The sequence below is a fragment of the Pseudoalteromonas sp. TP27 genome (assembly GCF_056470645.1).
This window is the reverse complement of sequence record NZ_JARDAK010000009.1, coordinates 1-26,671: the sequence shown is the minus strand read 5'-3', so window position 1 is coordinate 26,671 and position 26,671 is coordinate 1. Positions and strand designations below refer to the sequence as shown.

The 26,671-nt window shown below is 39.5% G+C and carries 22 protein-coding genes, 8 tRNA genes and 1 pseudogene; 23 read left to right on the top strand and 8 right to left on the bottom strand.

Annotation, left to right across the window (positions count from 1 at the left end):
* Positions 1–16 precede the first annotated feature (16 nt).
* Together PX700_RS11910 and PX700_RS11905 are read right to left on the bottom strand one after the other, a co-directional pair.
* A complete protein-coding gene (locus PX700_RS11910) occupies positions 17–589 on the bottom strand; it encodes a hypothetical protein (protein WP_479520811.1) in 573 nt (190 codons plus the stop codon).
* A 251-nt stretch (positions 590–840) separates the two neighbouring features.
* On the bottom strand, positions 841–2,043 hold the full coding sequence (locus tag PX700_RS11905; protein ID WP_479520810.1) for a bifunctional alpha/beta hydrolase/OsmC family protein: 1,203 nt from the start codon (positions 2,041–2,043) through the stop codon (positions 841–843).
* A gap of 266 nt (positions 2,044–2,309) precedes the next feature.
* Here PX700_RS11905 and PX700_RS11900 point away from each other — a divergent pair, with 266 nt between their 5' ends.
* Both PX700_RS11900 and PX700_RS11895 read left to right on the top strand, forming a co-directional pair.
* Positions 2,310–3,149 (top strand): isopenicillin N synthase family dioxygenase, encoded by an 840-nt coding sequence (locus PX700_RS11900; RefSeq protein WP_024594124.1) that lies wholly within the window; start codon positions 2,310–2,312, stop codon positions 3,147–3,149.
* 200 nt (positions 3,150–3,349) lie between these two features.
* Positions 3,350–4,744 carry a DEAD/DEAH box helicase gene (locus PX700_RS11895; protein ID WP_121954342.1) on the top strand — a complete coding sequence of 465 codons (1,395 nt, stop codon included), beginning with the start codon at positions 3,350–3,352 and terminating at the stop codon, positions 4,742–4,744.
* A gap of 291 nt (positions 4,745–5,035) precedes the next feature.
* On the opposite strand, the gene PX700_RS11890 is transcribed toward PX700_RS11895, so the two are convergent.
* Both PX700_RS11890 and PX700_RS11885 read right to left on the bottom strand, forming a co-directional pair.
* On the bottom strand, positions 5,036–5,779 hold the full coding sequence (locus PX700_RS11890) for a DUF3307 domain-containing protein (RefSeq protein ID WP_479520809.1): 744 nt from the start codon (positions 5,777–5,779) through the stop codon (positions 5,036–5,038).
* Entirely contained in the window at positions 5,779–6,402 is a 624-nt protein-coding gene (locus PX700_RS11885; RefSeq protein WP_479520808.1) for a hypothetical protein, read from the bottom strand. The genes PX700_RS11890 and PX700_RS11885 overlap by 1 nt, the downstream gene beginning before the upstream one ends.
* Positions 6,403–6,552: 150 nt before the next feature.
* On the opposite strand from PX700_RS11885, the gene PX700_RS11880 reads away from it, so the two are divergent.
* From PX700_RS11880 to PX700_RS11850, 7 genes are all read left to right on the top strand, one after another.
* Positions 6,553–7,056, top strand: a complete 504-nt coding sequence (locus PX700_RS11880; protein WP_479520807.1) for a LabA-like NYN domain-containing protein — start codon at positions 6,553–6,555, stop codon at positions 7,054–7,056.
* A 174-nt stretch (positions 7,057–7,230) separates the two neighbouring features.
* Positions 7,231–8,151, top strand: coding sequence for an NAD(+) diphosphatase (gene nudC, locus PX700_RS11875; RefSeq protein WP_479520883.1), 921 nt, complete (start codon positions 7,231–7,233; stop codon positions 8,149–8,151).
* Between the two features lie 9 nt (positions 8,152–8,160).
* Positions 8,161–9,342 carry a cystathionine beta-lyase gene (locus PX700_RS11870; RefSeq protein ID WP_479520806.1) on the top strand — a complete coding sequence of 394 codons (1,182 nt, stop codon included), beginning with the start codon at positions 8,161–8,163 and terminating at the stop codon, positions 9,340–9,342.
* Between the two features lie 143 nt (positions 9,343–9,485).
* Positions 9,486–10,313 (top strand): ABC transporter permease, encoded by an 828-nt coding sequence (locus PX700_RS11865; protein WP_479520805.1) that lies wholly within the window; start codon positions 9,486–9,488, stop codon positions 10,311–10,313.
* Positions 10,310–11,218 carry an ABC transporter ATP-binding protein gene (locus PX700_RS11860; protein WP_479520804.1) on the top strand — a complete coding sequence of 303 codons (909 nt, stop codon included), beginning with the start codon at positions 10,310–10,312 and terminating at the stop codon, positions 11,216–11,218. The genes PX700_RS11865 and PX700_RS11860 overlap by 4 nt, the downstream gene beginning before the upstream one ends.
* Positions 11,218–11,592: a PH domain-containing protein gene (locus PX700_RS11855; RefSeq protein ID WP_008172599.1), complete on the top strand. Its 375-nt coding sequence runs from the start codon at positions 11,218–11,220 to the stop codon at positions 11,590–11,592. The genes PX700_RS11860 and PX700_RS11855 overlap by 1 nt, the downstream gene beginning before the upstream one ends.
* A 199-nt stretch (positions 11,593–11,791) precedes the next feature.
* A complete protein-coding gene (locus tag PX700_RS11850) occupies positions 11,792–12,586 on the top strand; it encodes a putative porin (RefSeq protein WP_415638688.1) in 795 nt (264 codons plus the stop codon).
* Positions 12,587–12,700: 114 nt separating this feature from the next.
* Here PX700_RS11850 and PX700_RS11845 read toward each other — a convergent pair.
* A pseudogene (locus PX700_RS11845) lies at positions 12,701–12,894 on the bottom strand (M2 family metallopeptidase); the annotation flags it as partial.
* Between the two features lie 470 nt (positions 12,895–13,364).
* Between PX700_RS11845 and PX700_RS11840 the strand changes: the two are divergent.
* Entirely contained in the window at positions 13,365–14,168 is an 804-nt protein-coding gene (locus PX700_RS11840) for a putative porin (protein ID WP_415638689.1), read from the top strand.
* A 67-nt stretch (positions 14,169–14,235) separates the two neighbouring features.
* Here the strand turns inward: PX700_RS11840 and PX700_RS11835 are convergent, their stop codons facing one another.
* Positions 14,236–16,083: a M2 family metallopeptidase gene (locus PX700_RS11835; protein WP_415638690.1), complete on the bottom strand. Its 1,848-nt coding sequence runs from the start codon at positions 16,081–16,083 to the stop codon at positions 14,236–14,238.
* 167 nt (positions 16,084–16,250) lie between these two features.
* Here PX700_RS11835 and PX700_RS11830 point away from each other — a divergent pair, with 167 nt between their 5' ends.
* A complete protein-coding gene (locus PX700_RS11830) occupies positions 16,251–18,527 on the top strand; it encodes an acyl-CoA dehydrogenase (protein ID WP_479520803.1) in 2,277 nt (758 codons plus the stop codon).
* A gap of 342 nt (positions 18,528–18,869) precedes the next feature.
* Here the strand turns inward: PX700_RS11830 and PX700_RS11825 are convergent, their stop codons facing one another.
* Together PX700_RS11825 and cysK are read right to left on the bottom strand one after the other, a co-directional pair.
* The gene (locus PX700_RS11825; protein ID WP_479520802.1) at positions 18,870–19,304 is read right to left on the bottom strand and encodes a hypothetical protein; all 435 of its coding nucleotides are present in this window, start codon (positions 19,302–19,304) and stop codon (positions 18,870–18,872) included.
* 152 nt (positions 19,305–19,456) lie between these two features.
* Positions 19,457–20,425, bottom strand: coding sequence for a cysteine synthase A (gene cysK / locus PX700_RS11820; RefSeq protein WP_415638693.1), 969 nt, complete (start codon positions 20,423–20,425; stop codon positions 19,457–19,459).
* Between the two features lie 364 nt (positions 20,426–20,789).
* Between cysK and PX700_RS11815 the strand changes: the two genes are divergently transcribed.
* From PX700_RS11815 to PX700_RS11760, 12 genes are all read left to right on the top strand, one after another.
* Positions 20,790–21,941 (top strand): dicarboxylate/amino acid:cation symporter, encoded by a 1,152-nt coding sequence (locus tag PX700_RS11815; RefSeq protein ID WP_415638694.1) that lies wholly within the window; start codon positions 20,790–20,792, stop codon positions 21,939–21,941.
* Positions 21,942–22,049: 108 nt separating this feature from the next.
* The gene (uvrY, locus tag PX700_RS11810; RefSeq protein ID WP_149594787.1) at positions 22,050–22,700 is read left to right on the top strand and encodes a UvrY/SirA/GacA family response regulator transcription factor; all 651 of its coding nucleotides are present in this window, start codon (positions 22,050–22,052) and stop codon (positions 22,698–22,700) included.
* A 10-nt stretch (positions 22,701–22,710) separates the two neighbouring features.
* Positions 22,711–24,534 (top strand): excinuclease ABC subunit UvrC, encoded by a 1,824-nt coding sequence (uvrC, locus tag PX700_RS11805; protein WP_166421889.1) that lies wholly within the window; start codon positions 22,711–22,713, stop codon positions 24,532–24,534.
* 42 nt (positions 24,535–24,576) lie between these two features.
* On the top strand, positions 24,577–25,122 hold the full coding sequence (pgsA, locus tag PX700_RS11800; RefSeq protein ID WP_309168655.1) for a CDP-diacylglycerol--glycerol-3-phosphate 3-phosphatidyltransferase: 546 nt from the start codon (positions 24,577–24,579) through the stop codon (positions 25,120–25,122).
* 212 nt (positions 25,123–25,334) lie between these two features.
* Positions 25,335–25,410 (top strand) — tRNA-Gly (locus PX700_RS11795).
* Between the two features lie 31 nt (positions 25,411–25,441).
* Positions 25,442–25,515: transfer RNA gene (locus tag PX700_RS11790), tRNA-Cys, on the top strand.
* A gap of 37 nt (positions 25,516–25,552) precedes the next feature.
* Positions 25,553–25,639, top strand: a tRNA-Leu gene (locus PX700_RS11785).
* Between the two features lie 64 nt (positions 25,640–25,703).
* Positions 25,704–25,779 (top strand) — tRNA-Gly (locus PX700_RS11780).
* A 39-nt stretch (positions 25,780–25,818) separates the two neighbouring features.
* Positions 25,819–25,905 (top strand) — tRNA-Leu (locus PX700_RS11775).
* Positions 25,906–25,954: 49 nt separating this feature from the next.
* Positions 25,955–26,030 (top strand) — tRNA-Gly (locus PX700_RS11770).
* 19 nt (positions 26,031–26,049) lie between these two features.
* Positions 26,050–26,123 (top strand) — tRNA-Cys (locus tag PX700_RS11765).
* 38 nt (positions 26,124–26,161) lie between these two features.
* Positions 26,162–26,248, top strand: a tRNA-Leu gene (locus PX700_RS11760).
* Positions 26,249–26,671 lie beyond the last annotated feature (423 nt).

Below are 26,671 nucleotides of genomic sequence, written 5' to 3'. Positions count from 1 at the left end.
GGATTATTACTACTGATTACCCCTGTGGCGTAGCAAACTGTTTTATTGGTCGTTCTTTTATTTCCATATCTTCAGTAGGAATAGCTAAAAGTGAATATCTGGTTCTTATGGTAATGATATCAGCAAATTTACCGTTAATGTACAAGTTTACAAATGGAGTAAGTGTTCCCACCATATACCTTTTCCCTGGCTCTAATGCAAACCTCTCTTCTATGCCCTTTAGCTCTATAAACTTGACTTCTAGTGGCTCGAATTCTAATGATGATAATTGCTTGTAGGCACGTCTGCGTCCCTGTATGGGTTGCTCTGAAATACCTGTATCTAAATTATGCTCTTTTAAATCGTAGTATCTACTTTCTTCAAATACATACATCGAATTTAAATCGATTCCTTGTTCATTAAAAGCGAGAGAGCTTAGCTTAACTTGATAAGGCGTAGTATTCGCTAGTCTTATATTAGTAATACATTTAGTATCTAGATGACAAAATGTATAAGAGGATGTAGCGATAGGGCTTTCGATAATCTCTTCAGAGTTAGCAAAAGTAGAATAACTAATTAAATAAAATATTATATTTACTAAATATTTCATTGAGCAGCTCGAACCGCACTTTCAAAAAGATATGATGAATGTAGCGAGGTTATTCTACCTTTATCAGTTTTGTCTTTTCGTACGTAGTAAGTATTTTTATTCATACCTATCCTTGGTTATGTAATGTTATTGTAAATTACTAGAGCAGTACCTATTGTTCAACCTCTATATTTTATCTCAGATTGTGAGATTGCTTTATTGAACATCTAATATAGCGCAGTGTTAGCTGCGCCATACTAATTCTACGGTAGTTACTTTACCAGTTCACTTACAATAACAGGGTTGTTATGTAGTGTTTTATGCACAGGGCATTTGTCGGCTATTTCGAGTAAACGCTGGCGCTGCTCTTGTGTTAAATCACCGATTAAAGTGATTTTACGGGTAATTGCTTCAAGGTTACCGGTTTGCTCACAATCGTCGCAATCTTTGTTGTAATCGCGAGTGTGATCAAGCTCTACTTTAACATGCTCTAGCGCTAAATTTTTACGTGTAGCGTACATACGTAGTGTCATTGCTGTACAAGCACCAAGCCCCGCTAATAAGTGATGATACGGATCGGGGCCTAAGTTTTTACCGCCTACCTTTATTGGCTCATCTGCAAGCCAAGTATGATCTTTAGTGCTCACGTGCTGAGTAAATACATGGTCTTTTTCTTCAACGAGTACATTGCCACCTGTTAGGCTTGCGGCGTATTTAGTTTTGTCATAATTGACGTAGCGATTAGCCCACGTTGCAATAATTTCTGCAGTGTAGTCGGCATCGTTTTTATTAGTAAGTAAGTGATCGGCGTTATCCAGGCTAATAAAACTTTTAGGGTGCTTAGCTGATGCGTAAATTTTTTCGGCTTCGCTAATATTTACCGTTGCATCAATAGGGGAGTGCATGACTAACAATGCGCGCTTAAGTTTACTAATGTGGCTTTTATCGTACTTGGCTATATCGTCTATAAACTGTTTTTTAATGGTAAATTCGCGGCCTGCTAGGCTTACCTTAGCTTCACCGGCTGCGTTAATTTCATCAAGGTGTGCTTCAAAGTTATGGGCTACGTGCTGTGCATCTGACGGCGCGCCAATGGTTGTAATAGCGGATACTTCAGGAATATTCTCAGCAGCAGCAAGTACCGCAGCGCCGCCTAAACTGTGACCAATAAGTAATTGCGGTGCTGCAAAATGCTCACGCAGATGATCAGCCGCTGAAACTAAGTCTTGAATGTTTGATGAAAAGTTACTGTTAGCAAAGTCGCCATCGCTATTACCTAAACCCGTAAAATCAAAACGCAGTACGGCTATGCCTTGTTGCGTAAGTGCACGGCTTATACGTGTGGCTGCTGCTATGTCTTTTCCGCATGTGAAGCAGTGTGCAAATAGCGCATAAAACTTTATGTCGCCGGCGGGGCGTTCTAGTTGGCCGGCAAGTTCTAAATCGCCGCTTTTAAAAGATACTTTTTGTCGCATGGGGAGCCTTATTTACACAAATAAAATACATTATAGTAGTAGACCAGATATAAGTACTAAACCTTGCAAATTCAACGTTTTTTTATAAGTTGATCTTGATCAAGCCTAGTGGTGGAAACGTTACTTTGCGGACATATGTCCTTATTTTTTTGAGGCCATTTGTCTATCCTCGCACAGCGCAATAATGAAGGCTTTGCTACTTTATCTTGGCAACTTGCTACTATTAAAGCAGTCCACTTCACACAACCTATTCACTGGAACGTACAATGCAATTACCTACTGTTGATTATAAAGCTCCCGATGCGGCTGCACACTTTGTTGAATCGTTAAGAAATACTGGATTTGGCGTTTTAAAAAACCACCCAATTCCACAGTCTTTAGTTGAATCTATTTACAAAAATTGGCAAGACTTTTTTAACTCAGAGCAAAAGCAGGACTTTTTATTCTCTAAAGAAACTCAAGACGGTTATTTTCCGCCTTCAGTATCTGAAGTAGCGAAAGGCTTTACAATAAAAGACATTAAAGAGTACTTTCATGTGTACCCTAAAGGCCGTGTTCCTGCAGAGCTCGAAGCTGATGTACGTGAATACTATCGTTTAGCGAGTGAATTTGCTGGTACTTTACTAAGCTGGGTTCAGGCTGAAGCGCCAGCTGATGTGCGTGCTAAGTTTTCGATTGATTTAAAAGACATGATTGCCGGTTCTGAGCAAACATTGTTACGTATCCTACATTACCCACCAATGACGGGTGATGAAGAGCCAGGTGCTATTCGCGCTGCTGCTCACGGTGATATTAATTTATTAACGGTATTACCAGCTTCTAATGAGCCTGGTTTACAAGTTCAAAAAACAGATGGCGGTTGGTTAGACGTGCCATGTGATTTTGGCAGCTTAATTATTAATATTGGCGATATGCTACAAGAAGCGTCGGGCGGGTATTTCCCATCGACAATTCATCGCGTGATTAACCCAACGGGTAAAGCATCTACTAAATCGCGTATATCACTACCGTTATTTTTACACCCGCATCCAGATGTTGTGCTTTCAGAGCGCTACACGGCAGATAGCTACTTGCAAGAACGTTTACGCGAGTTAGGTGTTAAGTAACTCTTATACTTAGAGTAATTAAGTATAAACAAAAAACGGCTTATGGCCGTTTTTTGCATTTTTAAGCAACTTGATCACCGGTTTTATTTTATTAAGCTATGCTCAATTGCCCGCAACGTAAATAATGGCATGCATTCTTAGCTACTACAGGTATAATGCGCGCAACTGGCTAACGTAGCCTAATTTAAAAGAGAGTTTATATGAGTTTTGAAGGTTTAGGTTTATCACAGTCTTTGGTTAATGCGGTTTTAGAAAAGGGCTATGAAACGCCAACGCCGATTCAGGCTCAAGCAATTCCTGCAATTATTGAACGCCGTGATGTTATGGCAGCAGCGCAAACGGGTACTGGTAAAACTGCGGGTTTTACATTACCACTTATTGAGCGCTTGTCGTCGGGCCCTAAAGCTAAAAGTAACCACGTACGTGCACTTATTTTAACGCCTACGCGTGAACTTGCTTTGCAAGTAAGCGAAAACGTTGAAGAGTACGCTAAGCATTCGGATGTGAGCTCATTTGTAGTTTACGGTGGCGTTAAAATTAACCCACAAATGCAGCGTCTTCGTAAAGGTGTTGATATTTTAGTAGCAACACCGGGTCGTTTAATCGATTTACATAATCAAAATGCCGTTAAGTTTGATAGCGTTGAAGTGCTTGTACTTGATGAAGCTGACCGCATGTTAGACATGGGCTTCATTCACGACATTAAACGCTTAATTGCTAAAATGCCTGCTAAACGTCAAAACTTGATGTTTTCGGCTACATTTTCAGATGAAATTCGTGCATTAGCAAAAGGGTTAATTAATGACCCTGTTGAAATTTCAGTTGCTGCAAAAAATACCACTGCAAAAAGTGTTACTCAGTGTGTTTACGCGGTAGATAAAACACGTAAAACAGCATTGCTAAGCCATTTAATTCGTACTAACGACTGGCAACAAGTGTTAGTGTTTAGCCGTACAAAGCACGGTGCTAATCGCTTAGTTAAACAACTAGAGCGCGATGACATTGTAGGCGCGGCTATTCATGGTAATAAGTCACAAGGCGCACGTGTTAAAGCACTTGATGGCTTTAAAAGTGGTGAAGTACGCGTATTAGTAGCAACAGATATTGTTGCACGTGGTTTAGACATTGTTGAATTACCGCACGTTGTTAACTACGACTTACCAAACGTATACGAAGATTACGTTCACCGTATTGGCCGTACAGGCCGTGCTGGTGCGTCGGGTCATGCTATTTCGTTTGTAACAACAGAAGATGCTGTTGATTTATACGGTATTGAACGCTTTATTGGTGAGCTTATCCCACGTGCTGAAGAAGACGGTTTTGAGCCTATTAACCCAGTAGCAGAGCGCGCATTAGATGCTCGCCCACTGCCGTCTAAAAAGCCTAAGAAAAAGCAGCCTTTTAATAAGCCTAAATCTGATAGCAGCAAGCCTAACAGCAAAAAGCCGAACAATGGCGGAAATGGTACAGGCCCTCGTCGTGGTGGTTCTAAAAAGCCAGCAGCTAAAACAGATGATAACGCGCAAAACCCATGGGCAAAGCGTGAATCTGTTGGTGGTAATGGCCAACGTCGACGTCGCACAAATAACGACTAATCATTATTAGTGATTGCACTAGCGTTTAATTAATTTAGAATTTATTTAAACGCTGATACAAAAAACGCGCTACCTTCTTTATGAAGTAGCGCGTTTTTTATTATCTGTAATTTGTACTTATACCAATCTGCTTATATACGGGGTCTATTTAACGTTAAGAAAATTACGCTAGAACTAGGCAAAAATTTTTGTATCTAGTTGTTCTAAATGAAAAATTTTTAACGACGTTATAGTGCAATTTAATTCGTTAAATTGATCAAAGATTTATGCAGGTTGGTATTACTGTATTGCCTACCTAATTAAATAGTTAACACCTAAACCTACAAATAAAGTCACACTTACGCTAAGTAGTGTGCCAAGCATAACGTACTCGGTGAGCTTTTTATCTTTACTGGCACTTAAATCGCCAAACCTAAATACCGATTTTGCGGCAAGCAAAAAGCCAAGCCCTGCAAATTGATCAAGTAATATAAAGCTCAGCATAAGAACGCGCTCAAGCATGCCAATGCTTTGCCCTGCAAGCACTAAGCTACCAGTACTTGAAAAGTTACTTGTTAAACGCTCTAACATCATTCTTATAAATACGGCGCTGGGGCTTAATATAATTAAATAACCGCATACCACCCAGAGTACTTTGGGATCAGTGAGCATATTATTAGTTTCAGCCATAAAGCTGCTGTTATCAGTTAGCCAAATACTGAGCGCAATAATAACGAGTATGTGCGCTATTTGATCTAGTAAAAAAGGCACCACGCCTTTATTAGAATACGATTTAGCTATATCAATAAAGTAATGGCTCAACATAATGCCCGCCGTTGCAATTAAAACACTGCTGAGTTGCTGCCAGCCAAATGTGTATTCCCAAACGGTAATGATGACTGCACTTGTTACACCATGCACGAGTACATGAAAATAAAGCTTACTGGCTTTAAAGTGACGGGTGTTTCTGTCGTTTACCCAACTCATAGGTTGCCAGTAAAAGTCAGCAAGTAAGTGGCCAATAATAAGCGCGACCAGTAAAAGTGAAAACTCCATTATTCACCTCCTTTAATTATATTTTTTATAACGTGCTGTGTGTGCTTAATAAAGCGTTCTATAAGTTGGTAGTGCGCTAAATTTAGTAGTTTGGTTACATTTTCTCGGCTTGTTTTAAGCTCTTTAGCCAGTGCCGCATGGCTGTTGTCTGGCGAGGTTAAATAAACATACAGGGCATTTGCTTGTTTTTGTGTGATTTTAGTGAGCAATACGTCAGCAAAGGCTAAATTAATATTTAAGCTTTCATCGAGCTGCTGCTTGTTAATATTAAAAACAAAGCGTTGATTACCTATTTTATCAAGGCCTTGCCCTGAAAGGGTAAAAGCAGAACCGGTTGCTGTTTTTATATCGCTGCGTGGGTTATCTATTTGCCCAAGCGCCAAGCTTTGGCGTAGCTCATAACCTGACGATTTAAGGTGCAAATATACCAATATGGCATTTTTAAAAAGATGCTCAGGATTATTAACCTGTAATTGAAAGGCGTCGCCTCGGTATATGTTCCAAAGGGGTTGCTCACCCGAAATGTTTCGCAAACTTTGCTCTAGTTGATAAAGCATGGCATCGTATTGCTGCTTAGGGATTGTTTGCGATTTAATAATATCGCCGCTGATCACACCAATCATAAAAATCTCAAAATGGTTACTTTTTAATATGTAACCAATATTGGTTACATATGGGTAAGTAACTAATTTAGGTTACTTAAATATAAATTGCAAGGTACACTTATTTTATAACGTTACTTTAATTGCTATTAATCCTCACTAGGACACTAAATGACTTTACAAAACGAGCAGCAGAGCACTAAACCACGGGTCGGTATTTTTGTTGATGTGCAAAACATTTATTACACGTGTCGCGAGAGTTACGGAAAAAACTTTGACTACAATGCGTTTTGGCGGGTAATGCAGGCGCAATACAATATTGAATGTGCTTTTGCGTATGCTATTTATCGAGGGGATGAAAAGCAAAACCAGTTTCAAAATATTTTGCGTGCGATTGGTTTTGACGTAAAGCTAAAGCCATTTATTCAACGCCGGGATGGAAGCGCTAAAGGTGATTGGGATGTAGGCATAACAATAGACATGTTAGAACAGGGTAAAAATCTCGATAAGGTTATTTTGCTTTCTGGCGATGGTGACTTTGCTTTATTACTTGGGCATTTAAAAAATCAATATAACGTACCGTGCGATGTTTACGGTGCAGAAAAATTAACTGCTGAAGCATTAAAACAAAGCGCAGAACAATTTCACTTAATTGACAATACCTTGCTCCTTTAACAGCAAAAAATAGCTAAAGAAGTGTAAGCTAAGTGCCTGCAACATGAGAGATTTTAATACAAAGCCGTTATAGATTAATAAAGCCTTATATAGGATTTTTTTATTGCTGTAATCAATTGGGTTTGCTAAATGATTATGGTAATTTTAAAGCATAACGAGTTACCAAGGACTTACATGCTTCATTACAGCAATATGCCACTAGACAGAGGCTCAAATTTTCGTAAAGACCCATCGTGGTTTAAAGCGCAAATGTCGGCGCAAAGTAAATGGGTTTTAGTTAATAATAATCAAACCTTATTTATTAAAGATACCCCCAAAGTAAGCTATTTAACGTATCAACAAGTGGCACATTTAGATTTATCGAGTGCTATTTTTGTTGGCTTAAACAATGCTAAACATGGTGTGTTTGCATTGGATGTATCTGATTTGGATGAAAACGTACTTACGCCTTTAATTGAGGGCGCGCAATTTTTTGATATTCGCCAATATGGGCCTCAAGTAACCATTAAATATGCCTCAATAGCCGCACTTGCAAGAGGTTTATGTTATTGGCATGCAACGCATCGTTTTTGTGGGCGCTGCGGTAGTAAAAACCGTTCAGTGGAAGCCGGGCACTCTAGAGTGTGTGAAAACGAAAACTGTAAGCATCCTACCTTCCCGCGCACCGATCCTGCGGTAATTATGGTCGTTACTAAGGTATTTGCTGACGGAGTAGAGCGATGCTTGTTAGGTCGCCAAGCTGCGTGGCCTACTGGTATGTATTCGTCGCTTGCTGGGTTTGTAGACCCAGGTGAAACACTGGAACAAGCGGTTGCGCGTGAAGTTAAAGAAGAGGCAGGTATAGAGGTTGATAACGTACGTTATGTTGCATCTCAGCCGTGGCCGTTCCCATCGTCAATTATGCTAGGTTTTTTTGCAGAGGCGACATCGGAGGAAATTAACGTAGATAAAGAAGAGCTAGACGATGCAAAATGGTTTAGTCGTGAAGACTTAGCACAATTTGGTAATTGGCATGAAGACGGCGAGCATTTAAAGCTGCCTAGAACCGATTCTATCTCTCGTTATTTAATTGAGCACTGGCGCACAAACCCTTAAGGATTAACAATGTCGAGTAAAAGTAATAAAAACACTCAGCTGGTGTCATCAGGGCGCAAAAAAGCGTATACACACGGCGTAGTAAACCCCGTTGTACAACGTGCATCGACTATTGTATTTGATACCGTAGCCGATTTAAAAGAAGCGGCTAAAACCCGTGGCGATAAAACGTTATTTTATGGACGCCGGGGCACAACTACTCACTTTGCACTACAAGAAGCGATTACAGAACTTGAAGGCGGCGAAGGCTGTGCATTATATCCATGTGGCGCAGCAGCGATCAGCCAAGTGTTTTTATCGTTTTTAAAAACCGGTGATCATATTTTAATGGTTGATAACGTGTACGAACCAACCCGCGACTTTTGCGATAAAATTTTAGCAGGACTTGGAATTACTATTACATACTATCCGCCAACCATTGGCGCAGGTATTAAAGACTATATTAAGCCAAATACTAAAGTGTTGTTTTTAGAGTCTCCTGGTTCTATTACGATGGAAGTGCAAGATGTGCCGGCTATGGTAAAAGTAGCCAATGAGCATAGTGTAATGACCATGCTTGATAACACCTACGGTAACGGCTTGCATTATCGCCCATTAGAGCACGGTGTTGATATTAGTATTCAAGCTGCAACGAAGTATATTGTTGGCCATTCAGACGTGATGATGGGCGTAGCTGTTGCTAATAAAAAGTACTGGCCAACACTTCGTGAAAACTCATACTTGCTAGGGCAGTGTACCAGTGCTGATGATGCGTATTTAGCGCTTAGAGGCCTTCGTACAATGGGTGTACGTTTAAATCAACATGAAAAAGCAGCAATAGAAGTGGCTAAATGGCTTGAGCAACATGAGCTTGTTGACCATATTCGCCATCCTGCATTTGAAACCTGCCCAGGGCATGAGTTTTTTAAACGCGACTTTGATGGCAGTAATGGCTTGTTTTCATTTGTAATGAAAACCGGTAATCAAACAGCGATTGATGCATTTTTAGATAGCCTTGAGCATATTAAAATGGGCTTTTCGTGGGGCGGTTTTGAAAGTTTAGTAACGGCTAATTTAACCATGAAAGGGCTTCGCTCAAATACAGGTTGGGATTTAGGGCCGGTTATTCGCCTGCACATTGGCCTTGAAGATGTAGAAGATTTAATTAGCGATTTAAGCCAAGCACTTGAGGTTTATAAGCAGCATTTATAATTTATATCGCAATTTATGCTGTTACATTTAAATGTATTGTTACAAAGCTCACCACAGGTGAGCTTTTTTTTGCTGGTAATTCAAGGTGTTTACACTTAGTGTGGATAAATATACTGAAAATAAAAAGTCATTAAGGATAGTCAATGGCAACACCATTACCGATAAACGTAGGGCGATTAACGCAAATAGCGGGATTTGAGCTTGTACGTATGTTTTTAACTAAACATGGACTTATTGCATTAGCTGCCTTTGCATTGGTGTGGCTAATAATACTGCGCTACCCAATAGGGCAAGCGGTAGGCATTGTAAGTGCTCCCGATTTTGAACAAATAGCCCGCGATATATCAGGCTCGATTGGTTTAAGTAAGTTACTTGATTGGCCTGAGGCCGAGTTTGCTATGTATTGGTTAATAGCCCTGTATAGCTTTCCTGTTTTTGGTTTATTTATTTGTAGCGACCAAACGGTAGGCGATAGAGAGCGGGGCACGCTAAGGTTTTTATCACTGCGCTCCACTCGCTTTGAAATACTCTTTGGTCGTTTTTTAGGGCAATTAGCGGTATTAGCGTGTTTGGTGGGTATTACTCTCGTGGCTACGCTTGCTGTACTAGGGTTTAGAGATCCTAGTTTACTTGCTGGTGGTGTTGTTCGTGCGCTTTCTATATTTTTAATATTAGTTGTTACTTTATGCCCATTTGTAGCACTTATGACATTAATAAATACCTTTGCTCGCTCATCGCGCTTGTCTATTGTGTTGGCTATTTTATATTTCGCAGCAGGCGGTATTGTTGTGGGTATATTACAGTGGCAAATACCTGCATTAGGTCTGCTTGATTATCTATTTCCGGGTGTACAAATAGAGCTATTAGCGGGGCAAAATTTACCCTTGTTAAGCGCGGTGGCTATTCCTCTTATTCAAACAACGATTTTATTGGCTATTGCGCAACGTATTTTTGCAAGGAGCTCACTATGAGACCATTAATTACAGCTAGCGGTTTGAGTAAATCGTATGGCGCAAAATTGGCGCTTAATAATGTGAACTTTGAAATTAATAAAGGCGCGCCAGTGGCACTTGTTGGGCCAAATGGCGCGGGTAAAACAACCTTATTTAGTTTGTTATGCGGCTATATAGCGCCAAGTAAAGGCAGCCTTGAAATATTAGGACATAAGCCTGGCAGCGCAGCTTTATTTAATAAAGTAAGTGCACTACCGCAAGACGCGCAGCTTGACCCCCGTTTTAATATAGATAAGCAACTCGCCTTTTATGCAAAGCTACAAGGTATGGGGGCAAAGCAAAGCCAAACTGAGGCGCTACGTGTACTTGATTTAGTTGGCCTAAAAGAAATTGCAAAGCAGCGCGCAGGGGACTTATCCCATGGTATGCGTAAACGCGTTACGATAGCGCAAGCACTTATTGGCGCGCCACAAATTGTAATGCTTGATGAAGCAACCGCAGGGCTTGATCCGATTCATGCCAGAGAAGTGCGCGAGCTAGTATCTGAATTAAGTGAGCAGGCTACGTTTATTTTAAGCTCTCACGATTTAACTGAGCTTGAGCGACTATGCTCACAGGTACTTCATTTAGATAAAGGTGTACTGAGCGAGCATCAAACAAAAACAAATAATACCGATAAACATTTTTATACATTAATGCTAAATGAAGCTTATCAAAATGTTGAGCAACAACTGCAAGCAATTGCAGGTGTGAACCGCGTGTATATGAGCCAACATAAAGAGTATGTTGTTGAGTATCAGCCAACAGGTGAGCCGCTCGATATTGCACTACTGAACTTTTGTCATCAGCACAATTGGCAGTACAGACAGTTAGTTAATGGACACACATTAGAGAATCAAATATTTAAACAGGAGAAAGTATAATGGGTTTACTTAGCGGACTTATGGGTAATGCAAGCGAAGTTGACGATTCTGATTTAGAAAAAATACTCGCCAATACATTAATTGAGGGTGAGCAAGTAGAAAAAGCATATAAAGTAGTACGTGATATGTTTATTTTTACTAATAAGCGCTTAATACTAATTGATAAGCAAGGTATGACCGGCTCTAAAATGGAAATGGTGAGTATTGCTTACTCTAAAATAACAAAGTTTAGTAAAGAAAGTGCAGGCCACTTTGACCTAGATGCAGAGCTTAAAATATGGGTGGGTTCAGATCCAACACCCATTAGTAAAGAGTTTAAATCTGGCGATAATATTAACGACGTTTACCGGATTATTAGCCAGCACGCGCTTTAATAGGGTACATATTTTAAGTAGTTGTTGACTAAATGTAGCAACTACTTTAATTTTACAGTTTACAACACTTCCTTACAATTAACTTAATAAATACAAATGGTTAGTTAAGTTTTCATTCAGTTTCCAAGCGTTAGCATGTGCATCGACTTTGGCAATACAGCTAGAGCATAAAAAGCAATGTACATAGGGAAGTCTTACAATGAAAAAATTAGCAGTTATTATTTCGAGCATTTTATTATCTAGCACTGCGGCTGCTGCAGATAGCTATAACTCAATTAGCAACCTTAGCTATAAAAATAGCGATAACAACGACACCGTTGCTGTAGATTCTATTTACTACTTATCTCCTAAAAAAACCTTAGGTCCGTACGATCAGTTTGAATACATCAATAAACAAACTAACGTATATGGTGGCTACGCTGATGACGACTCTGGTGATGTTACAAAAGTTGGCGGCGAATACTTTATTAATGAGTTTGTTGTTGGTGCATCTTACGAGAATACAGATCCAGATTCGGGTTCTAACGGTGAACTTTACAAATTAACGGGTGGTTACTTTTTCAACCCTGATTTACTTGCAAAAGTAACACTAGTTGAAAACAAAGACGGCGATGATTACGCATTATTTGATTTAGCTTACAACCACATGCTAAACAGCACTGATTACGTAGGTGTTACACTTACATCAGACGACGACTTTGATTACCGCGCAGTTGCAGCTAAATACTTCATTGATTTACAGCAAGGTAATTACCTAACGTTTGAAGGTAAATACGAAAGCTTTGATGATGCAGAAAACCAATGGGTAGCAGAAACTAACTACTACTTCTCAAAAGCAACATCTGTATTTGCTAATTACAACAAGCAAGACACTTACAGCTTTGGTGCTCAACACTTCATCAATAAAAATATTGGTGTAAAAGTGGGTTACGAGAACAACGCTGATGATTCTGATAACGATGCGTACTTTGCTAACATGCGTTTTCAGTTTTAATTAAGTCCCGTACTTAGTTAATCCAAAAGTAATATTAAAAAGCCCGCTAAATTTAGCGGGCTTTGTCGTTTTTATATAAATGCATTATTACCAACCGCAGTTAAGGCCTTCGATTTACTTATCTAAATATGTTTGTAATGGTAAAAAGCAATCAAGTATTGCTGTTGCATCCGTTTGCGGTTTGCCTGTTACAGTTTCAAGCGCTTCTTGCCAAGGACGAAACAAGCCCATTTCAAGCATGGCGTTTAGCTTATCCCTGCTTCTTTTGAGTTATAAATTGCGCAGCGACGAATAGCTTTACCGTTACCAAAGCCAATTTTTTAGTTATAAAGTACTGGTTGAAGTAGTTATTTTTACTAATAAATAATGGTTATTATGAAGGGGTAGATAAAAATACGCACTGAAACAAACCTGTTTGTTTCTATAAATTCAGAAATAATAAATAAAAGAGAGTGATTTTTTGAAAAATTAAAAAAAATATAGTGAAAGGAAATAATATTGATGAGGTTTATCGAATAATTAAGTTGTATTCAATTTAGCGACAACTTATACCGTATTTTTTACTTTTTTTAACTCAAGTAATGACATGCTACTGTTCAGTATATTTAAGAGATACTTTATAGTTACATTTGCATGCAAATATTTACAATTAAATCACTTTGATGAGGTTGTAATTTGACCTTTCATTCAGTTTTTGTTCATTTTTTTGGCGTTAGGATGCGCCCCGACTTTGGCTAGACAGCCCAAGCATAAAAGTAATATTTATAGGGAATTTAAAATGAAAAAATTAGCCGTTATTATTTCGAGCATTTTATTATCAAGCGCTGCAACCACTGCAATGGCTGCAGATACTTACCAATCAATCAGCCATGTAGGATACATGGACATTGATGGCAACGACACGGTGAGTGTTGACTCAACTTATTATTTCTCTCCAAAAGCGACTTTAGGTCCTTATGATCAATTTGAGTACATCAATAAACAAACAAATGTTTATGGTGCATACAGTGATAATGATGATAGCGATGTTACTAGCGTTGGCGGTGAGTATTTTGTACAAGATTTCGTATTAGGTGCGCAGTACAATAATTACGATAGTGATTTTGGCTCAAGCACGGATGTAATTAAACTTTCAGCGGGTTACTTCTTTAATCCAAACCTTGTATTAAAAGCAACGTTTGTAGATTTCGAAGATGCTGACAATCAGTTTATGTTTGATTTAGCATATAACCACCAATTAAACAGCACTGATTATATCGGCTTTACAGTAACGTCAGATGATGAGTTTGATTACCGTGCAGTAGCTGCTAAGTACTTTGTTGATTTACAGCAAGGTAACTACTTAACTGTTGAAGGTAAATTTATAGATATTGATGGCGGTTCAAGTAACTGGGAATTAGCATCTAACTACTACTTCAGTAAAGCAACATCGGTGTTTGTTACAGTTAACAAAAATGATGACTACACTTTTGGTGCTCAACACTTTTTCAATAAAAATGTTGGTTTAGAAGCAGGTTACGGCAATAACTGGGATGATTCTGATTATGATGCTTACTTTGCAAATGTAAGCTTACAGTTCTAATTTAACAGAAAATTAGAATATGAATAAAAAGCCCGCTCATTTGAGCGGGCTTTTTGTTCAGCGCTATTTACCAGCCGCAGTTACGGCCTTCGTTTTGCTTATCTAAATATGTTTGTAATGGTGCAAAGTAATCAAGCATGGCTGTTGCATCCATTTGCGGTTTGCCTGTTACAGTTTCAAGCGCTTCTTGCCAAGGGCGAGATGAACCCATTTCAAGCATTGCGTTTAGCTTATCGCCTGCTTCTTTTGAGTTATAAATAGAGCAGCGATGAATGGCTTTATCGTTACCGGCAATTTCACATAAGCTACGATGGAATTCAAACTGTAAAATATGCGCTAAAAAGTAACGTGTATAAGGCGTGTTACCCGGAACGTGGTACTTAGCACCCGGATCAAAGTCATTTTCGCTACGTGCGATAGGCGCTTGAACACCTTGGTATTTTTCACGTAGTTCCCACCATGCTTTATTGTAATTTTCTGGTGCTATTTCACCTGAAAATACCTGCCAGCGCCACTGATCAACCATTAAGCTAAATGGTACAAAAGCGACTTTATCAAGTGCCATTTTCATTAATAAGCCGATATCTTTAGATTCGTCAGGTACTTGTTCAAGTAAGCCGATTTCCTTTAAGTAGCCTGGTGTAACCGATAAGGCAATAGTGTCGCCAATGGCTTCATGAAAACCATCGTTTGCACTTTCTTGATAAAATAAAGGCTGCTTTTTGTATGCGCGTTGATAAAAGTTATGCCCTAGCTCATGGTGAATAACCGAAAACTCTTCGCCGGTACGTTGAATACACATTTTAATGCGTAAATCGTCTTTGCTATCGATGTTCCATGCTGATGCATGACACTGTACATCTCTGTCTTTTGGTTTTACAAATAGTGAGCGCTCGTAAAATGTATCAGGTAGCGCGTCAAAACCCATTGAGGTAAAAAAGTTTTCAGCGCCTTTTACCATTTTTAGTTCGTCGTAATTATTTTGAGCTAATAACTCAGTAACATCGTAACCCGGATCGGCATTTTCTGGCGCAACTACATCGTAAATATTCCCCCATGCTTGCGCCCACATATTACCGAGTAAGTGCGCTGGAATGGGTTGATCTTGCGGTACTTTGTCGGTGCCGTATTTTTCACCTAGCTTAGCGCGAACATGACAGTGTAGCGAGTTATACAGTGGTTTAACTTGGCCCCAAATACGGTCAAGCTCGGTAGTAAAATCGTCTGCAGGCATATCATATTTACTGCGCCACATAGCACCCGTGTCGGCATAACCAAGCTCTTTTGCACCTTCGTTAGTAAGTGTTACTTGTTGCTCGTAAAGTGGGCGCATTGGTTTTGATATTTGACGCCAGCCTTGCCATAAATCAAGTAGCTCGTTGTAATCTCGGCTGGTGGCCATTTTTGAGGTCATGTCGCCAAGGCTTAAACAGCTGCCGTCTTCTTTACAGTATTTACCTTTACCGTATAGCCCGCCAAGCTCTGCGACAATTTGTGAAAGTTGCGCTGTTTTATCTTCGTCTTGTGGGGCAGGAAGCGTAAGTGCGAGTTTTAGTTTATCAAGCTTACGGCGAGCATCGTAATCAAGCTCTAGTTCGTCGTATTTTGCGGCTTCATTGGCTAAACGCACGACTGTTTCGGTCATTTTACGGTTAACTTCAGCCGATAGAGCAGATGTATCATGAGTAATAAAGTTTGCGTAAATCCATTCTGCACGGCTCGATTCTAAATAAAGTGCACTTAGTTCTTTTTCTGTGTTTGTTATAAATGTATTTGCATCTTTAGCTGTTACAGCTTTTTTAGTGTGTGCTGAATCGGTAGTGTCTATCGTTACTTGCGCATCGCAGGCCGTTAAAGCAAGGGTACTTGCTACCATTAAGGCGCTCATACTTAGTTTAAATCGAAAGGGGGTCATACTATTCCTTTAATTTATTGTTATTAAAACGTTGATAATAGCAGTGATGTTTAAAACAATAAAATGAATGCGTTAAGGCTCACGACTCGTCGTGCAATGATTGTATTTAAATTAAGATGGGTCATAATTAAGTTACTATTTTCATTCAATGTGTAAGGAATGTGCGCATGTTAATATTTATAATATTACTGGTCGTGGTGGTGGTTATTTTTGCGGTTAAAGATATTCGCCTAAACTTGATTAGTCGCCCTACGTTTAAAATGTTCAAAAAGGTACTTCCGCCATTATCGCAAACAGAGCGCGAGGCAATGGAAGCAGGTGATGTTTGGTGGGATGGTGAGTTATTTAGTGGTAACCCAGACTGGCAAAAACTGCACCGTTTTCCTAAACCAGAGCTTAGCGATAAAGAAAACGCATTTATGGCTAACCAAGTAGAAACCTTATTGGCAATGCTTGATGATTATCAAATTGTACAAAAAGACAAAGACTTACCAAAAGAGGTGTGGGGTTACCTAAAAACAGAAGGTTTTTTTGCGCTGATCATTCCAGAAAAATTTGGCGGGCGAGAGTTCTCCGCAATAGCTAATTCAACAATAGTGTCAAAAATTTCGACAAAAAGCTTAACTGCTGCAGTTACTGTAATGGTGCCTAATAGCTTAGGCCCGGGCGAGTTACTTCTCCATTATGGTACTAAAGAGCAGCAAGATCGTTGGCTGCCAAGTTTAGCCAATGGTACAGATGTTCCTTGTTTTGCATTAACGGGCCCAGAAGCGGGCTCTGATGCTGGCAGCATTCCAGATTCAGGCGTGGTGTGTATGGGGGATCACAATGGCGAGCAAGTAATTGGCCTGCGCTTAAATTGGTCAAAGCGCTACATTACGCTTGCACCTGTGGCTACTGTATTAGGTTTAGCATTTAAGATGTACGACCCAGATGCTTTGTTAGGTGATAAAAAAGAGTTGGGTATAACGTGTGCGCTTATACCAACCGATCACCCTGGTGTTGAAACAGGTGAACGTCATTATCCGCTTAATATGGCCTTTATGAATGGTACCACTTACGGGAAAGACGTATTTATTCCACTGGATTGGATTATTGGTGGGCAAGAATGCGCAGGTCGTGGTTGGAGAATGCTTGTAGAGTGTTTAAGTGCAGGGCGTGGTATATCACTACCAGCATTAAGTGCAGCAACTGGGCATTTAGCGTCTAAAATGACATCGGCATACGCCATGGTACGCCAGCAGTTTGGTGTATCTATAGGGCAATTTGAAGGTGTGCAAGAGGCACTTGCGCGTATTGGTGGTTTAACTTACACACTTGAGTCGTGTCGATTAATGACCGCAGGTGCAATCGATTTAAAATTAAGCCCGTCGGTTGTAACAGCTATTGCTAAATACCATATGACAGAAATGGGTCGTACAGTAATGAACGATGCTATGGACATTCATTCAGGTAAAGGAATTCAAGTAGGACCTAATAATTATTTAGCGCATGGCTATATGGGTATTCCGGTATCAATTACGGTTGAAGGCGCAAATATTTTAACGCGTAATTTAATGATATTTGGCCAAGGTGCAACACGCTGTCATCCATTTGTTTTAAAAGAAATGGAAGCCGCTGCAATGGAAGATGACGACGCAGCACTTGAACAGTTTGATGGCTTATTAATGAACCACATACTATTTGCTGCAAGTAATGCAGGTATGGCATTTGTGCATGGTTTAACACGTAGTTACTTTGCAAAAGCCCCTGTAGGTGGTGAAACCGCTGTTTATTATAAACAACTGAGCAGAATGAGCCGAGGGTTAGCTATTTGTACAGATGTTGCAATGTTAATGCTAGGCGGTGAACTTAAACGTAAAGAAATGATATCGGCACGTTTGGGTGATGTACTTAGTCATTTATATTTAGCATCAACCGTTTTAAAACGTTATGAAGACGAAGGGCGCCAACAAGCAGATTTACCATTTGTTAAGTACGCCATAGAAAACTCATTATTTGAAATTGGCCAAGCGTTTGATGGTTTTTTCAAAAACTTTTCAAATCCTGTTGTTAACTTTACCCTTAAACGCATTGTGTTCCCGCTTGGAAACCATTACCACAGACCAAGTGATGAAATAGCGCAAAGTATTTGCGAGCGTATGACTCAGCCGGGTGTATTTAGAAACCGCTTAACACACTTATGTTATGTAGATGAAAATGCAGGCACTGGCGTAATGGAAAATGCATTTTTAGCAATGCACGACATGCAAGCGCAGTTTAAAGATTTAAAACAGTGGCAGCGCAAAAGCAAAGTGCCTGCAACGCTTGATATTGAAGACGCGATAAATTATGCGCTTGAAAATAAGCTATTAGAGCAAACCGATGCTGATGCAATGCATCATGCTAATAAGTTACGTAAGCAAGCCATCGCGGTTGATAACTTTCAGCCGGGTGAGCTGTAGCGCAGTACTTTAAATACTAGGGCGTGTTGACCTTTCGTGGTTGAATTTGCAGCAGGCTGTTTGGTTTTTAGGCAAGGCAGAGCCTATGTAGTGTGGTTATTCCCCATAAATAGGCGATAACGCAGCATAAATGCCAAACATGCGCTGCCCTTTGGGTTCTTTCTAGGGCCGATTAACTCTTTGTTGCTCGGTTTTTACTTAGCCCACTAGGTTACAAACCTCGAGCCGCGATTAAATCGCCCCTAGATTGAACGAATTTCAATCCACAAAGATCAACACGCCCTAGCTAAAGCGAAAAAGGCCTTACAAATGTAAGGCCTTTATATGTGTAACTCATTTATTTTAACGAGCGTAAGGGTCAGCAATTATCTTATCTATGTACCATTTTCCCTTTTTGCGAACCATTTCAACGCTACGGAAATTATCTACCTTATTGCTATTTAAATAACCGGTAAATATAAGATTTATTTTAGCATTATCTCCGTATTGCTCTCGAACACTCATGTTGGTTCTATCGACTTCTATAATTATTTTATCGTATTGCATATTTACTAAGTTGCGCGAAAATTGCTTTGCAGTGCCATAAGACTTCATTATACGAGTAAGGTGTGGTGTTGCCATGGTGCTGGCTTTTTGAAGGTCCTGTTGGTTATAAAGCGCATCAAAATATGCTGTGGCAGTGTCACCTGGAGTTGCACTATCTGATTTTGTAATATCACCACAACCAAATATAAATAAACTGGTTACTATAGCTATCAAAGTTATTAATTTTTTCATCTTACCTTCATCATTGTTATTATTTAGATTAAGCAAATTGTGTGTTTAAAAAAAGAATATGTAAAGAGTAAGATAAGAATTAGTTACTTATATTAAGTTAGGCTAATAAAAAAGGATGCCTAAAGCATCCTTTTAAAACGTAATAAAATTAATTATTGTACTAGTTCTTGCTCACTAAATTCTTCATCAAACATTGGGCTTGATAAGTAACGCTCAGTGGCACTAGGTAGAATAACAACAATGTTTTTATCAGCATTTTCAGGTTTTTCAGCAATTCGCTTAGCGGCAACAACCGCGGCACCAGATGAAATACCGACTAAAATACCTTCTTTTTTCATTAACTGATGCGCCATTGCAATTGCATCTTCGTTAGATACAAGCGCAGCTGCATCAATCAAATCCATATCTAGGTTACCAGGAATGAAGCCAGCACCAATACCTTGGATTTTATGAGGACCTGGTTTAATTTCTTCACCAGCAAGCGTTTGGCTAATAACTGGAGAGTTAGTTGGCTCTACAGCGATAGATTTAACGTTTAAACCTTTTTCTGTTTTAAGGTAACGACTAACACCTGTAATAGTACCACCAGTGCCAACACCCGCTACAAAAAAGTCTACTTTGCCGTCAAGCGCATCGTAAATTTCTGGGCCTGTTGTTTCAAAGTGAATTTTAGGATTTGCAGGATTTTCAAATTGTTGTAATAAAATATACTTATCAGGTGCGGTTGCCTGAATTTCTTTTGCTTTTTCAATTGCGCCATTCATACCTTTAGCACCGTCGGTAAGTACTAGGTTTGCACCTAGTGCTTTTAATAGCTTGCGACGTTCTAGGCTCATAGTGTTAGGCATAGTAAGCGTTAACTTGTAACCACGTGCAGCTGCAACAAATGCAAGTGCAATACCCGTGTTACCTGATGTTGGTTCAATAAGTTCTTTACCTTCAACAAGCTGACCTGATTTTTCAGCTTCCCAAATCATTGATGCACCAATACGGCATTTGATACTAAAGCTTGGATTACGAGATTCAACTTTAGCGTATACATTCCCACCCGTAACACGGTTAAGTTTTACTAGCGGCGTATTACCAATAGTTAGTGAGTTATCTTCAAAAATAGTAGACATAATGTTCCTTTGGATACAATCTGATCAACGTGCTAATAGCCTTTGCTACTAACTATACATACACACTTTACTGTGAGTTTAAAAAAACTAAAGTAAAGTTTGGCTATAACATATATCTATTGGGCTTATAACCTGGTGAAATAAAAATCAATTATTTACGGTGCTTTAGTTATTAAAGGTGCGGGCTAAATTCAAAATTTAAAGAGTAAGAATTCAGCTAAATTAAAAAATATGCAAAAGAGAGGTTAAATTGAGCCGCATTTGTGTGTTATTTGTGCATATGAATATAACTTGAATAGTTTTATCACACAATGTGCCTAAAACATGATAAAAACACGTATCTAAATTCAATTAAGCAATCAAAATGAAGTTAATCTTAAAATTAATTGCCGGTATTGTGGCCGGTATTTTGGTCGGACTCTACGTACCTATCACTGGTGTTGAACTTTTATTCACAGTAAAAGAGCTAATTGGTCAAATTATCTCATTTACCATTCCTCTTATTATTTTATTTTTTATTGCATCGGGTATTGCTGGCCTTCCAAAAGGGTCTGGGCATTTACTTGGTAAAACAGTTGGCTTTGCTTACAGCTCTACCATTATTGCCGGTACGCTTGCATTTTTATTAGTGAGTGCCGTAATTCCGTTTTTAAGCGGTGGTATTACGTTTGAAGCTGAAGTAGCAACCGAAATTGGTAGTTTTATTGATTTAGAAATCCCGCCACTTATGGGCGTTATGACTGCACTTGTTACTGCTTTTGTATTTGGCATAGGCATGAGCCAGCTAGAGCTTGATACGCTTAAAAAGGTGTCAGATCAGGGTCGTGATGTAGTTGATGGTTTACTTTCGAAAGTAATTATTCCAGCTTTACCATTTTACATTGCTGGCGTATTTGCCGAAATGACGGTAGCGGGCACTGTGGTTGATACATTGCAAACATTTGGTGTAGTTTTAATAGCAGCGCTTGTTATGCATTGGTTATGGCTAAGTGTTTTATATATAGCGACAGGTATATTACTAAAGCGTAATCCAATTGAATTAGTTAAAAATATGCTGCCAGCGTACTTTACGGCATTAGGAACTATGTCGAGTGCGGCGACCATTCCGGTATCGCTTCAATCAAGTAAAGCGAATAATGTTAAAGAAGATGTTGCTAACTTTACAGTACCACTGTGTGCCACTATTCATTTATCAGGCTCAACAATTACAATCGTTACTTGTGCTATGGCTGTGATGTTTTTATCGCCAAGCATGGTAGTGCCTTCATTAGTAGGTATGTTGCCGTTTATTATGATGTTAGGTGTAGTAATGATTGCAGCACCGGGTGCGCCAGGTGGCGCGGTTATGTCGGCACTTGGGCTATTAACAAGCATGCTTGGGTTTAACGAAGGCGCGGTTGCATTAATGATTGCACTTTATTTAGCACAAGATAGCTTTGGTACTGCGTGTAATGTAACAGGTGATGGTATCATTGCATTATGGGTTGACCGATTTAGCGAAAAATCGTCATCTTAAATTATTAGAGCGGGGCAATAATATTAGTTATTGTTTCGCTTTATGTATGTTACTGTGGCAAATTAATTTAATTAAATTGCATGTTGTTAGGTAAGTGAGGATGTTCCATTGATTAATGTACTTTTAGTTGATGACCATGAACTTGTACGAACAGGTATCAAGCGTATTCTTGATGACGTACGAGGGTTTAAAGTAGTAGGTGAAGCTAAAGATGGCGAGCAGGCGGTACAATTTTGTCGTCAGCACTCACCTAACATAGTACTTATGGATATGAACATGCCAGGAATGGGCGGATTAGAGGCGACTAAAAAGATTTGTCGTTACTGCCCAGATGTAAAAATTATTGTGCTTACCGTTAATTGCGAAGACCCGTTTCCAAGCAAAGTAATGCAAATTGGTGCACACGGCTTTTTAACTAAAGGTGCAGGCTCTGATGAAATGGTACGCGCTATTCGCTGCGTTCATGCAGGGCAGCGTTATATTGCACCAGAAATAGCACAGCAAATAGCACTTGCGCAAGTGACAGGCCGTACTGACGAAAACCCTTTTCAGAGTTTATCTGAGCGAGAGCTGCAAATTATGCTTATGATCACCAAAGGTGAAAAAGCACAAGATATAGCAGAGCGTTTAAATCTAAGTTCTAAAACAGTAAATAGCTATCGCTACCGTATGTTTGAAAAGTTAAATGTAGGTGGTGATGTTGAGCTTACCCATTTAGCTATTCGTCATAAAATGATTGATATAGATATTTCGTACTAACCTATAATTTATGTCTGAATTTGATCACGTACATTTTCTTAAAACGCTATCAAGCGAACCCGGTGTATACCGCATGCTTGATAGTGACAGCCAAGTTATTTATGTTGGTAAAGCCAAGCACTTAAAAAAACGTGTAAGTAGTTACTTTAGAAGTAATATTACCGATAGCAAAACACGCGTATTAGTAAATAATATTTGTGATATTGAAGTCACGCTTACCAATACCGAAACCGAAGCACTGCTGCTTGAAAATAACCTAATAAAAAAATACCAGCCTCGCTATAACATATTATTGCGCGACGATAAGTCGTATCCTTATATTTTACTGACTAATCATAAGCATCCTCGTTTAGCGTTTCATCGTGGAAGTCGTAAAATTAAAGGTGAGTACTTTGGGCCTTTCCCAAGTGCTGGTGCGGTATCTGAAAGCTTGCGTCTAATGCAAAAAATCTTTCCTGTTCGCCAATGTGAAGATGCTTATTACCGTGCTAGAAGTCGTCCGTGCCTACAATATCAGCTTAAGCGTTGCTCAGCTCCGTGCGTTAATAAAGTAACGGATGATGACTACAGTGAGCAGGTTGATTATGTTCGTAAATTTTTAACGGGTAAATCTCACGAAGTTATTGCTGATTTAATAAAAAAAATGGAAGCGGCTAGCCAGCAATTAAACTTTGAACTGGCGGCAAAAGTTCGCGATCAAATAATGCTACTTCGTAAAATGCAGGAACAACAGTCTATTTCCGGCAACTTTGCAGAAATGGATGTAGTCGGTTTTGCTCATTTAAACGGATTAAACGGCATTCATTTATTAATGATCCGCGATCATAAGGTACTTGGAAGTAAAACGTACTTCCCTAAAGTCCCTAAAGACTCGAGTGAACAAGAAATACTGACCTCATTTTTAGGGCAGTATTATTTAGCACCGGGTGCTACAGGGCGAATTGCAAAAGAAATTATACTACCGTTTGAAATAGAAGAGAGCGAAGCATTAGGTGAGGCACTCACACAAGTAAGTGAACGCAAAGTAACATTTAAAGTAGTTACTCGTGGTGAACGCGCTCAATACTTACAATTAGCGAATAAAAATGCTTTAAACAGTATTGCAGTTAAGCAAAGTACTCAAGACTCTATTAATAAACGTTATGCACAATTAAAAGCAACACTGCGACTTGACGATATAACCCGAATGGAGTGTTTTGATATAAGCCACACCATGGGGGAGAACACCGTCGCAAGTTGTGTTGTATTTGATTCACAAGGGCCAAATACAAAAGAGTACAGGCGTTACAATGTAACGGGCATAACCGGTGGTGATGATTATGCTGCCATGGAATTTGCACTTAACAAACGCTATAACAAGTTAGTAGACGAAGACAAAATCCCTGACGTTATCTTTATTGATGGCGGTAAAGGGCAGTTAGGGCGCGCTGAGCAGTACTTTTCTAATTGGCCGCACACTAAAATGCCTTTATTAGTGGGTGTTGCAAAAGGGACTAGCCGCAAACCCGGTCTTGAAACACTATTGATTGACGGTGGACGCAAAACCATTCCGATGGATTCAGATGCGCCTGCGCTTCATTTGATTCAACATATACGCGATGAGTCTCATCGTTTTGCTATTGCAGGACACCGTAACAAACGCCAAAAACAGCGTACACAATCACTATTAGAAGAAATAAATGGAGTAGGTTCTACACGCCGCCAAACATTATTAAAATATTTAGGGGGCATGCAGGGAGTAAAAGCTGCTAATATAGAACAGTTAAAGAAAGTTCCTGGGATCAGCCCTGACATGGCTGAGAAGATATTTAACCATTTGCATGACAAGGGCTAGCCCTTCATGCGAATATAGCAAAAAAGACATATCCAAGTAGTTATGTGGAATATTCCAAACACACTTACAACATTTAGACTTTTTCTTATCCCCGTTTTTTTGGTGATATTTTATTTGCCTTATAGCTGGGCTTTTTTTGCTGCCGCCTTTATTTTTTGGCTTGCATCGATCACCGATATATTAGACGGTTATTTAGCAAGAAAGCTTGAGCAATCAACCCCCTTTGGTGCTTTTTTAGATCCTGTTGCTGATAAAGTAATGGTATGTGCTGCGCTTGTTGCATTAGCTGATCAGTACCAATCAATGTATATGACAATACCCGCACTTATTATTATAAGTCGTGAAATTATTATATCTGCACTTCGTGAATGGATGGCAGAGCAGGGTAAGCGTGGTAATGTTGCTGTATCAAACATGGGTAAAATAAAGACGGCTGCACAAATGTTAGCCATTATCGGTTTGATTTGGCAATACGATACCTGGATGAACTATTTAAGCTTTGCACTATTGTATATTGCGACCTTTTTAACCTTGAGTTCTATGATGCAATATTTACGTGCAGCATGGGGTGAATTGACTAAAAATTAACTCTAAATGTATAATAACGCACCGTTTTAGATAAAAAACAAGCAAACAGTTCAAAACTAGCATTTTTTGTATTGACGCGTTTAATAATCTCTGTAGAATGCGTCCGTGTTGAGAGGGCATAGCCCCCGAGATAAACGAAACGGTAATTAATCAGTTGCCTGAATGTTCACATAAATCATCATGTGCTTATTCAATTAATTGATAAATAAAATGCGGTACTAGCTCAGTTGGTAGAGCGCGACCTTGCCAAGGTCGAGGTCACGAGTTCGAGCCTCGTGTACCGCTCCAAGTTTATCTCAAGGTTAATACCCCGTACTGGGGCGGAATGGCAGAGTGGCCATGCACCGGATTGCAAATCCGTTTACCTCGGTTCGACTCCGGGTTCCGCCTCCATTTCAACACTCCACACGCTTTAATTAGCAAACTCGATGCCCGAGTGGTGGAATTGGTAGACACAAGGGATTTAAAATCCCTCGACTAACAAGTCGTGCCGGTTCAAGTCCGGCCTCGGGCACCACTTTGTGGTTTAATTGCATTACCAATTGTAATTTATAAAATGATTAATTTAGAATTAATATGATGCGGTACTAGCTCAGTTGGTAGAGCGCGACCTTGCCAAGGTCGAGGTCACGAGTTCGAGCCTCGTGTACCGCTCCATATTAGTTTTATCCACTTGCTTTTAATAGCAAACTCGATGCCCGAGTGGTGGAATTGGTAGACACAAGGGATTTAAAATCCCTCGACTAACAAGTCGTGCCGGTTCAAGTCCGGCCTCGGGCACCACTTTAATTTATTTTACCAAGATAACTTAAAGTTGATAAAACAGTATTTTGCGGTACTAGCTCAGTTGGTAGAGCGCGACCTTGCCAAGGTCGAGGTCACGAGTTCGAGCCTCGTGTACCGCTCCAAATTATTTGGATACATTTAGGCGGAATGGCAGAGTGGCCATGCACCGGATTGCAAATCCGTTTACCTCGGTTCGACTCCGGGTTCCGCCTCCATATAATTTACTCCACACGCTTTAATTAGCAAACTCGATGCCCGAGTGGTGGAATTGGTAGACACAAGGGATTTAAAATCCCTCGACTAACAAGTCGTGCCGGTTCAAGTCCGGCCTCGGGCACCATCTTTATATTAAGCACTCTGCTTATAAAGTACCTTCTAATAAATACCTTTATTCTGAAACTCTAAATTTTTATCATCTAAATCTTCAAATACTAATTTTATTATTCATCTCCAATCTTATTAAAGAATGATCATTTTATCGCATTAAATAGCTCACTCACCGTGTTATACCAATTCCATTAAGTATGTGATCTGAATTTCACGTCGAAAAAACAATTCAGTTCTAGGCGTAAATTGATGTAAATGGTTGTTCCCTTTACGAAATTGACAACAAAAGAATGGGTTGTTTTAGCAAGTAAAATAGATCAGCTATTTATTGGAATTGGTATAATATAAGAGTTGATATTTATAGAGCTTACAGGCGTCAGACTTATTAAAAATGTAAAAGCGACCCATATAGGCTAACACCACTCGTTTAAGAACG

Coding starts and splice junctions, on each gene's coding strand:
- PX700_RS11825 (WP_479520802.1), bottom strand. CDS start 19,304: ATGAAAAAATTAATAACTTTGATAGCTATAGTAACCAGTTTATTTATA.
- cysK (WP_415638693.1), bottom strand. CDS start 20,425: ATGTCTACTATTTTTGAAGATAACTCACTAACTATTGGTAATACGCCG.
- PX700_RS11870 (WP_479520806.1), top strand. CDS start 8,161: ATGTCGAGTAAAAGTAATAAAAACACTCAGCTGGTGTCATCAGGGCGC.
- PX700_RS11860 (WP_479520804.1), top strand. CDS start 10,310: ATGAGACCATTAATTACAGCTAGCGGTTTGAGTAAATCGTATGGCGCA.
- PX700_RS11855 (WP_008172599.1), top strand. CDS start 11,218: ATGGGTTTACTTAGCGGACTTATGGGTAATGCAAGCGAAGTTGACGAT.
- PX700_RS11880 (WP_479520807.1), top strand. CDS start 6,553: ATGACTTTACAAAACGAGCAGCAGAGCACTAAACCACGGGTCGGTATT.
- PX700_RS11815 (WP_415638694.1), top strand. CDS start 20,790: ATGAAGTTAATCTTAAAATTAATTGCCGGTATTGTGGCCGGTATTTTG.
- pgsA (WP_309168655.1), top strand. CDS start 24,577: ATGTGGAATATTCCAAACACACTTACAACATTTAGACTTTTTCTTATC.
- PX700_RS11895 (WP_121954342.1), top strand. CDS start 3,350: ATGAGTTTTGAAGGTTTAGGTTTATCACAGTCTTTGGTTAATGCGGTT.
- PX700_RS11835 (WP_415638690.1), bottom strand. CDS start 16,083: ATGACCCCCTTTCGATTTAAACTAAGTATGAGCGCCTTAATGGTAGCA.
- PX700_RS11850 (WP_415638688.1), top strand. CDS start 11,792: ATGAAAAAATTAGCAGTTATTATTTCGAGCATTTTATTATCTAGCACT.
- PX700_RS11910 (WP_479520811.1), bottom strand. CDS start 589: ATGAAATATTTAGTAAATATAATATTTTATTTAATTAGTTATTCTACT.
- PX700_RS11900 (WP_024594124.1), top strand. CDS start 2,310: ATGCAATTACCTACTGTTGATTATAAAGCTCCCGATGCGGCTGCACAC.
- PX700_RS11865 (WP_479520805.1), top strand. CDS start 9,486: ATGGCAACACCATTACCGATAAACGTAGGGCGATTAACGCAAATAGCG.
- PX700_RS11885 (WP_479520808.1), bottom strand. CDS start 6,402: ATGATTGGTGTGATCAGCGGCGATATTATTAAATCGCAAACAATCCCT.
- uvrC (WP_166421889.1), top strand. CDS start 22,711: ATGTCTGAATTTGATCACGTACATTTTCTTAAAACGCTATCAAGCGAA.
- nudC (WP_479520883.1), top strand. CDS start 7,231: ATGCTTCATTACAGCAATATGCCACTAGACAGAGGCTCAAATTTTCGT.
- PX700_RS11840 (WP_415638689.1), top strand. CDS start 13,365: ATGAAAAAATTAGCCGTTATTATTTCGAGCATTTTATTATCAAGCGCT.
- PX700_RS11830 (WP_479520803.1), top strand. CDS start 16,251: ATGTTAATATTTATAATATTACTGGTCGTGGTGGTGGTTATTTTTGCG.
- PX700_RS11890 (WP_479520809.1), bottom strand. CDS start 5,779: ATGGAGTTTTCACTTTTACTGGTCGCGCTTATTATTGGCCACTTACTT.
- PX700_RS11905 (WP_479520810.1), bottom strand. CDS start 2,043: ATGCGACAAAAAGTATCTTTTAAAAGCGGCGATTTAGAACTTGCCGGC.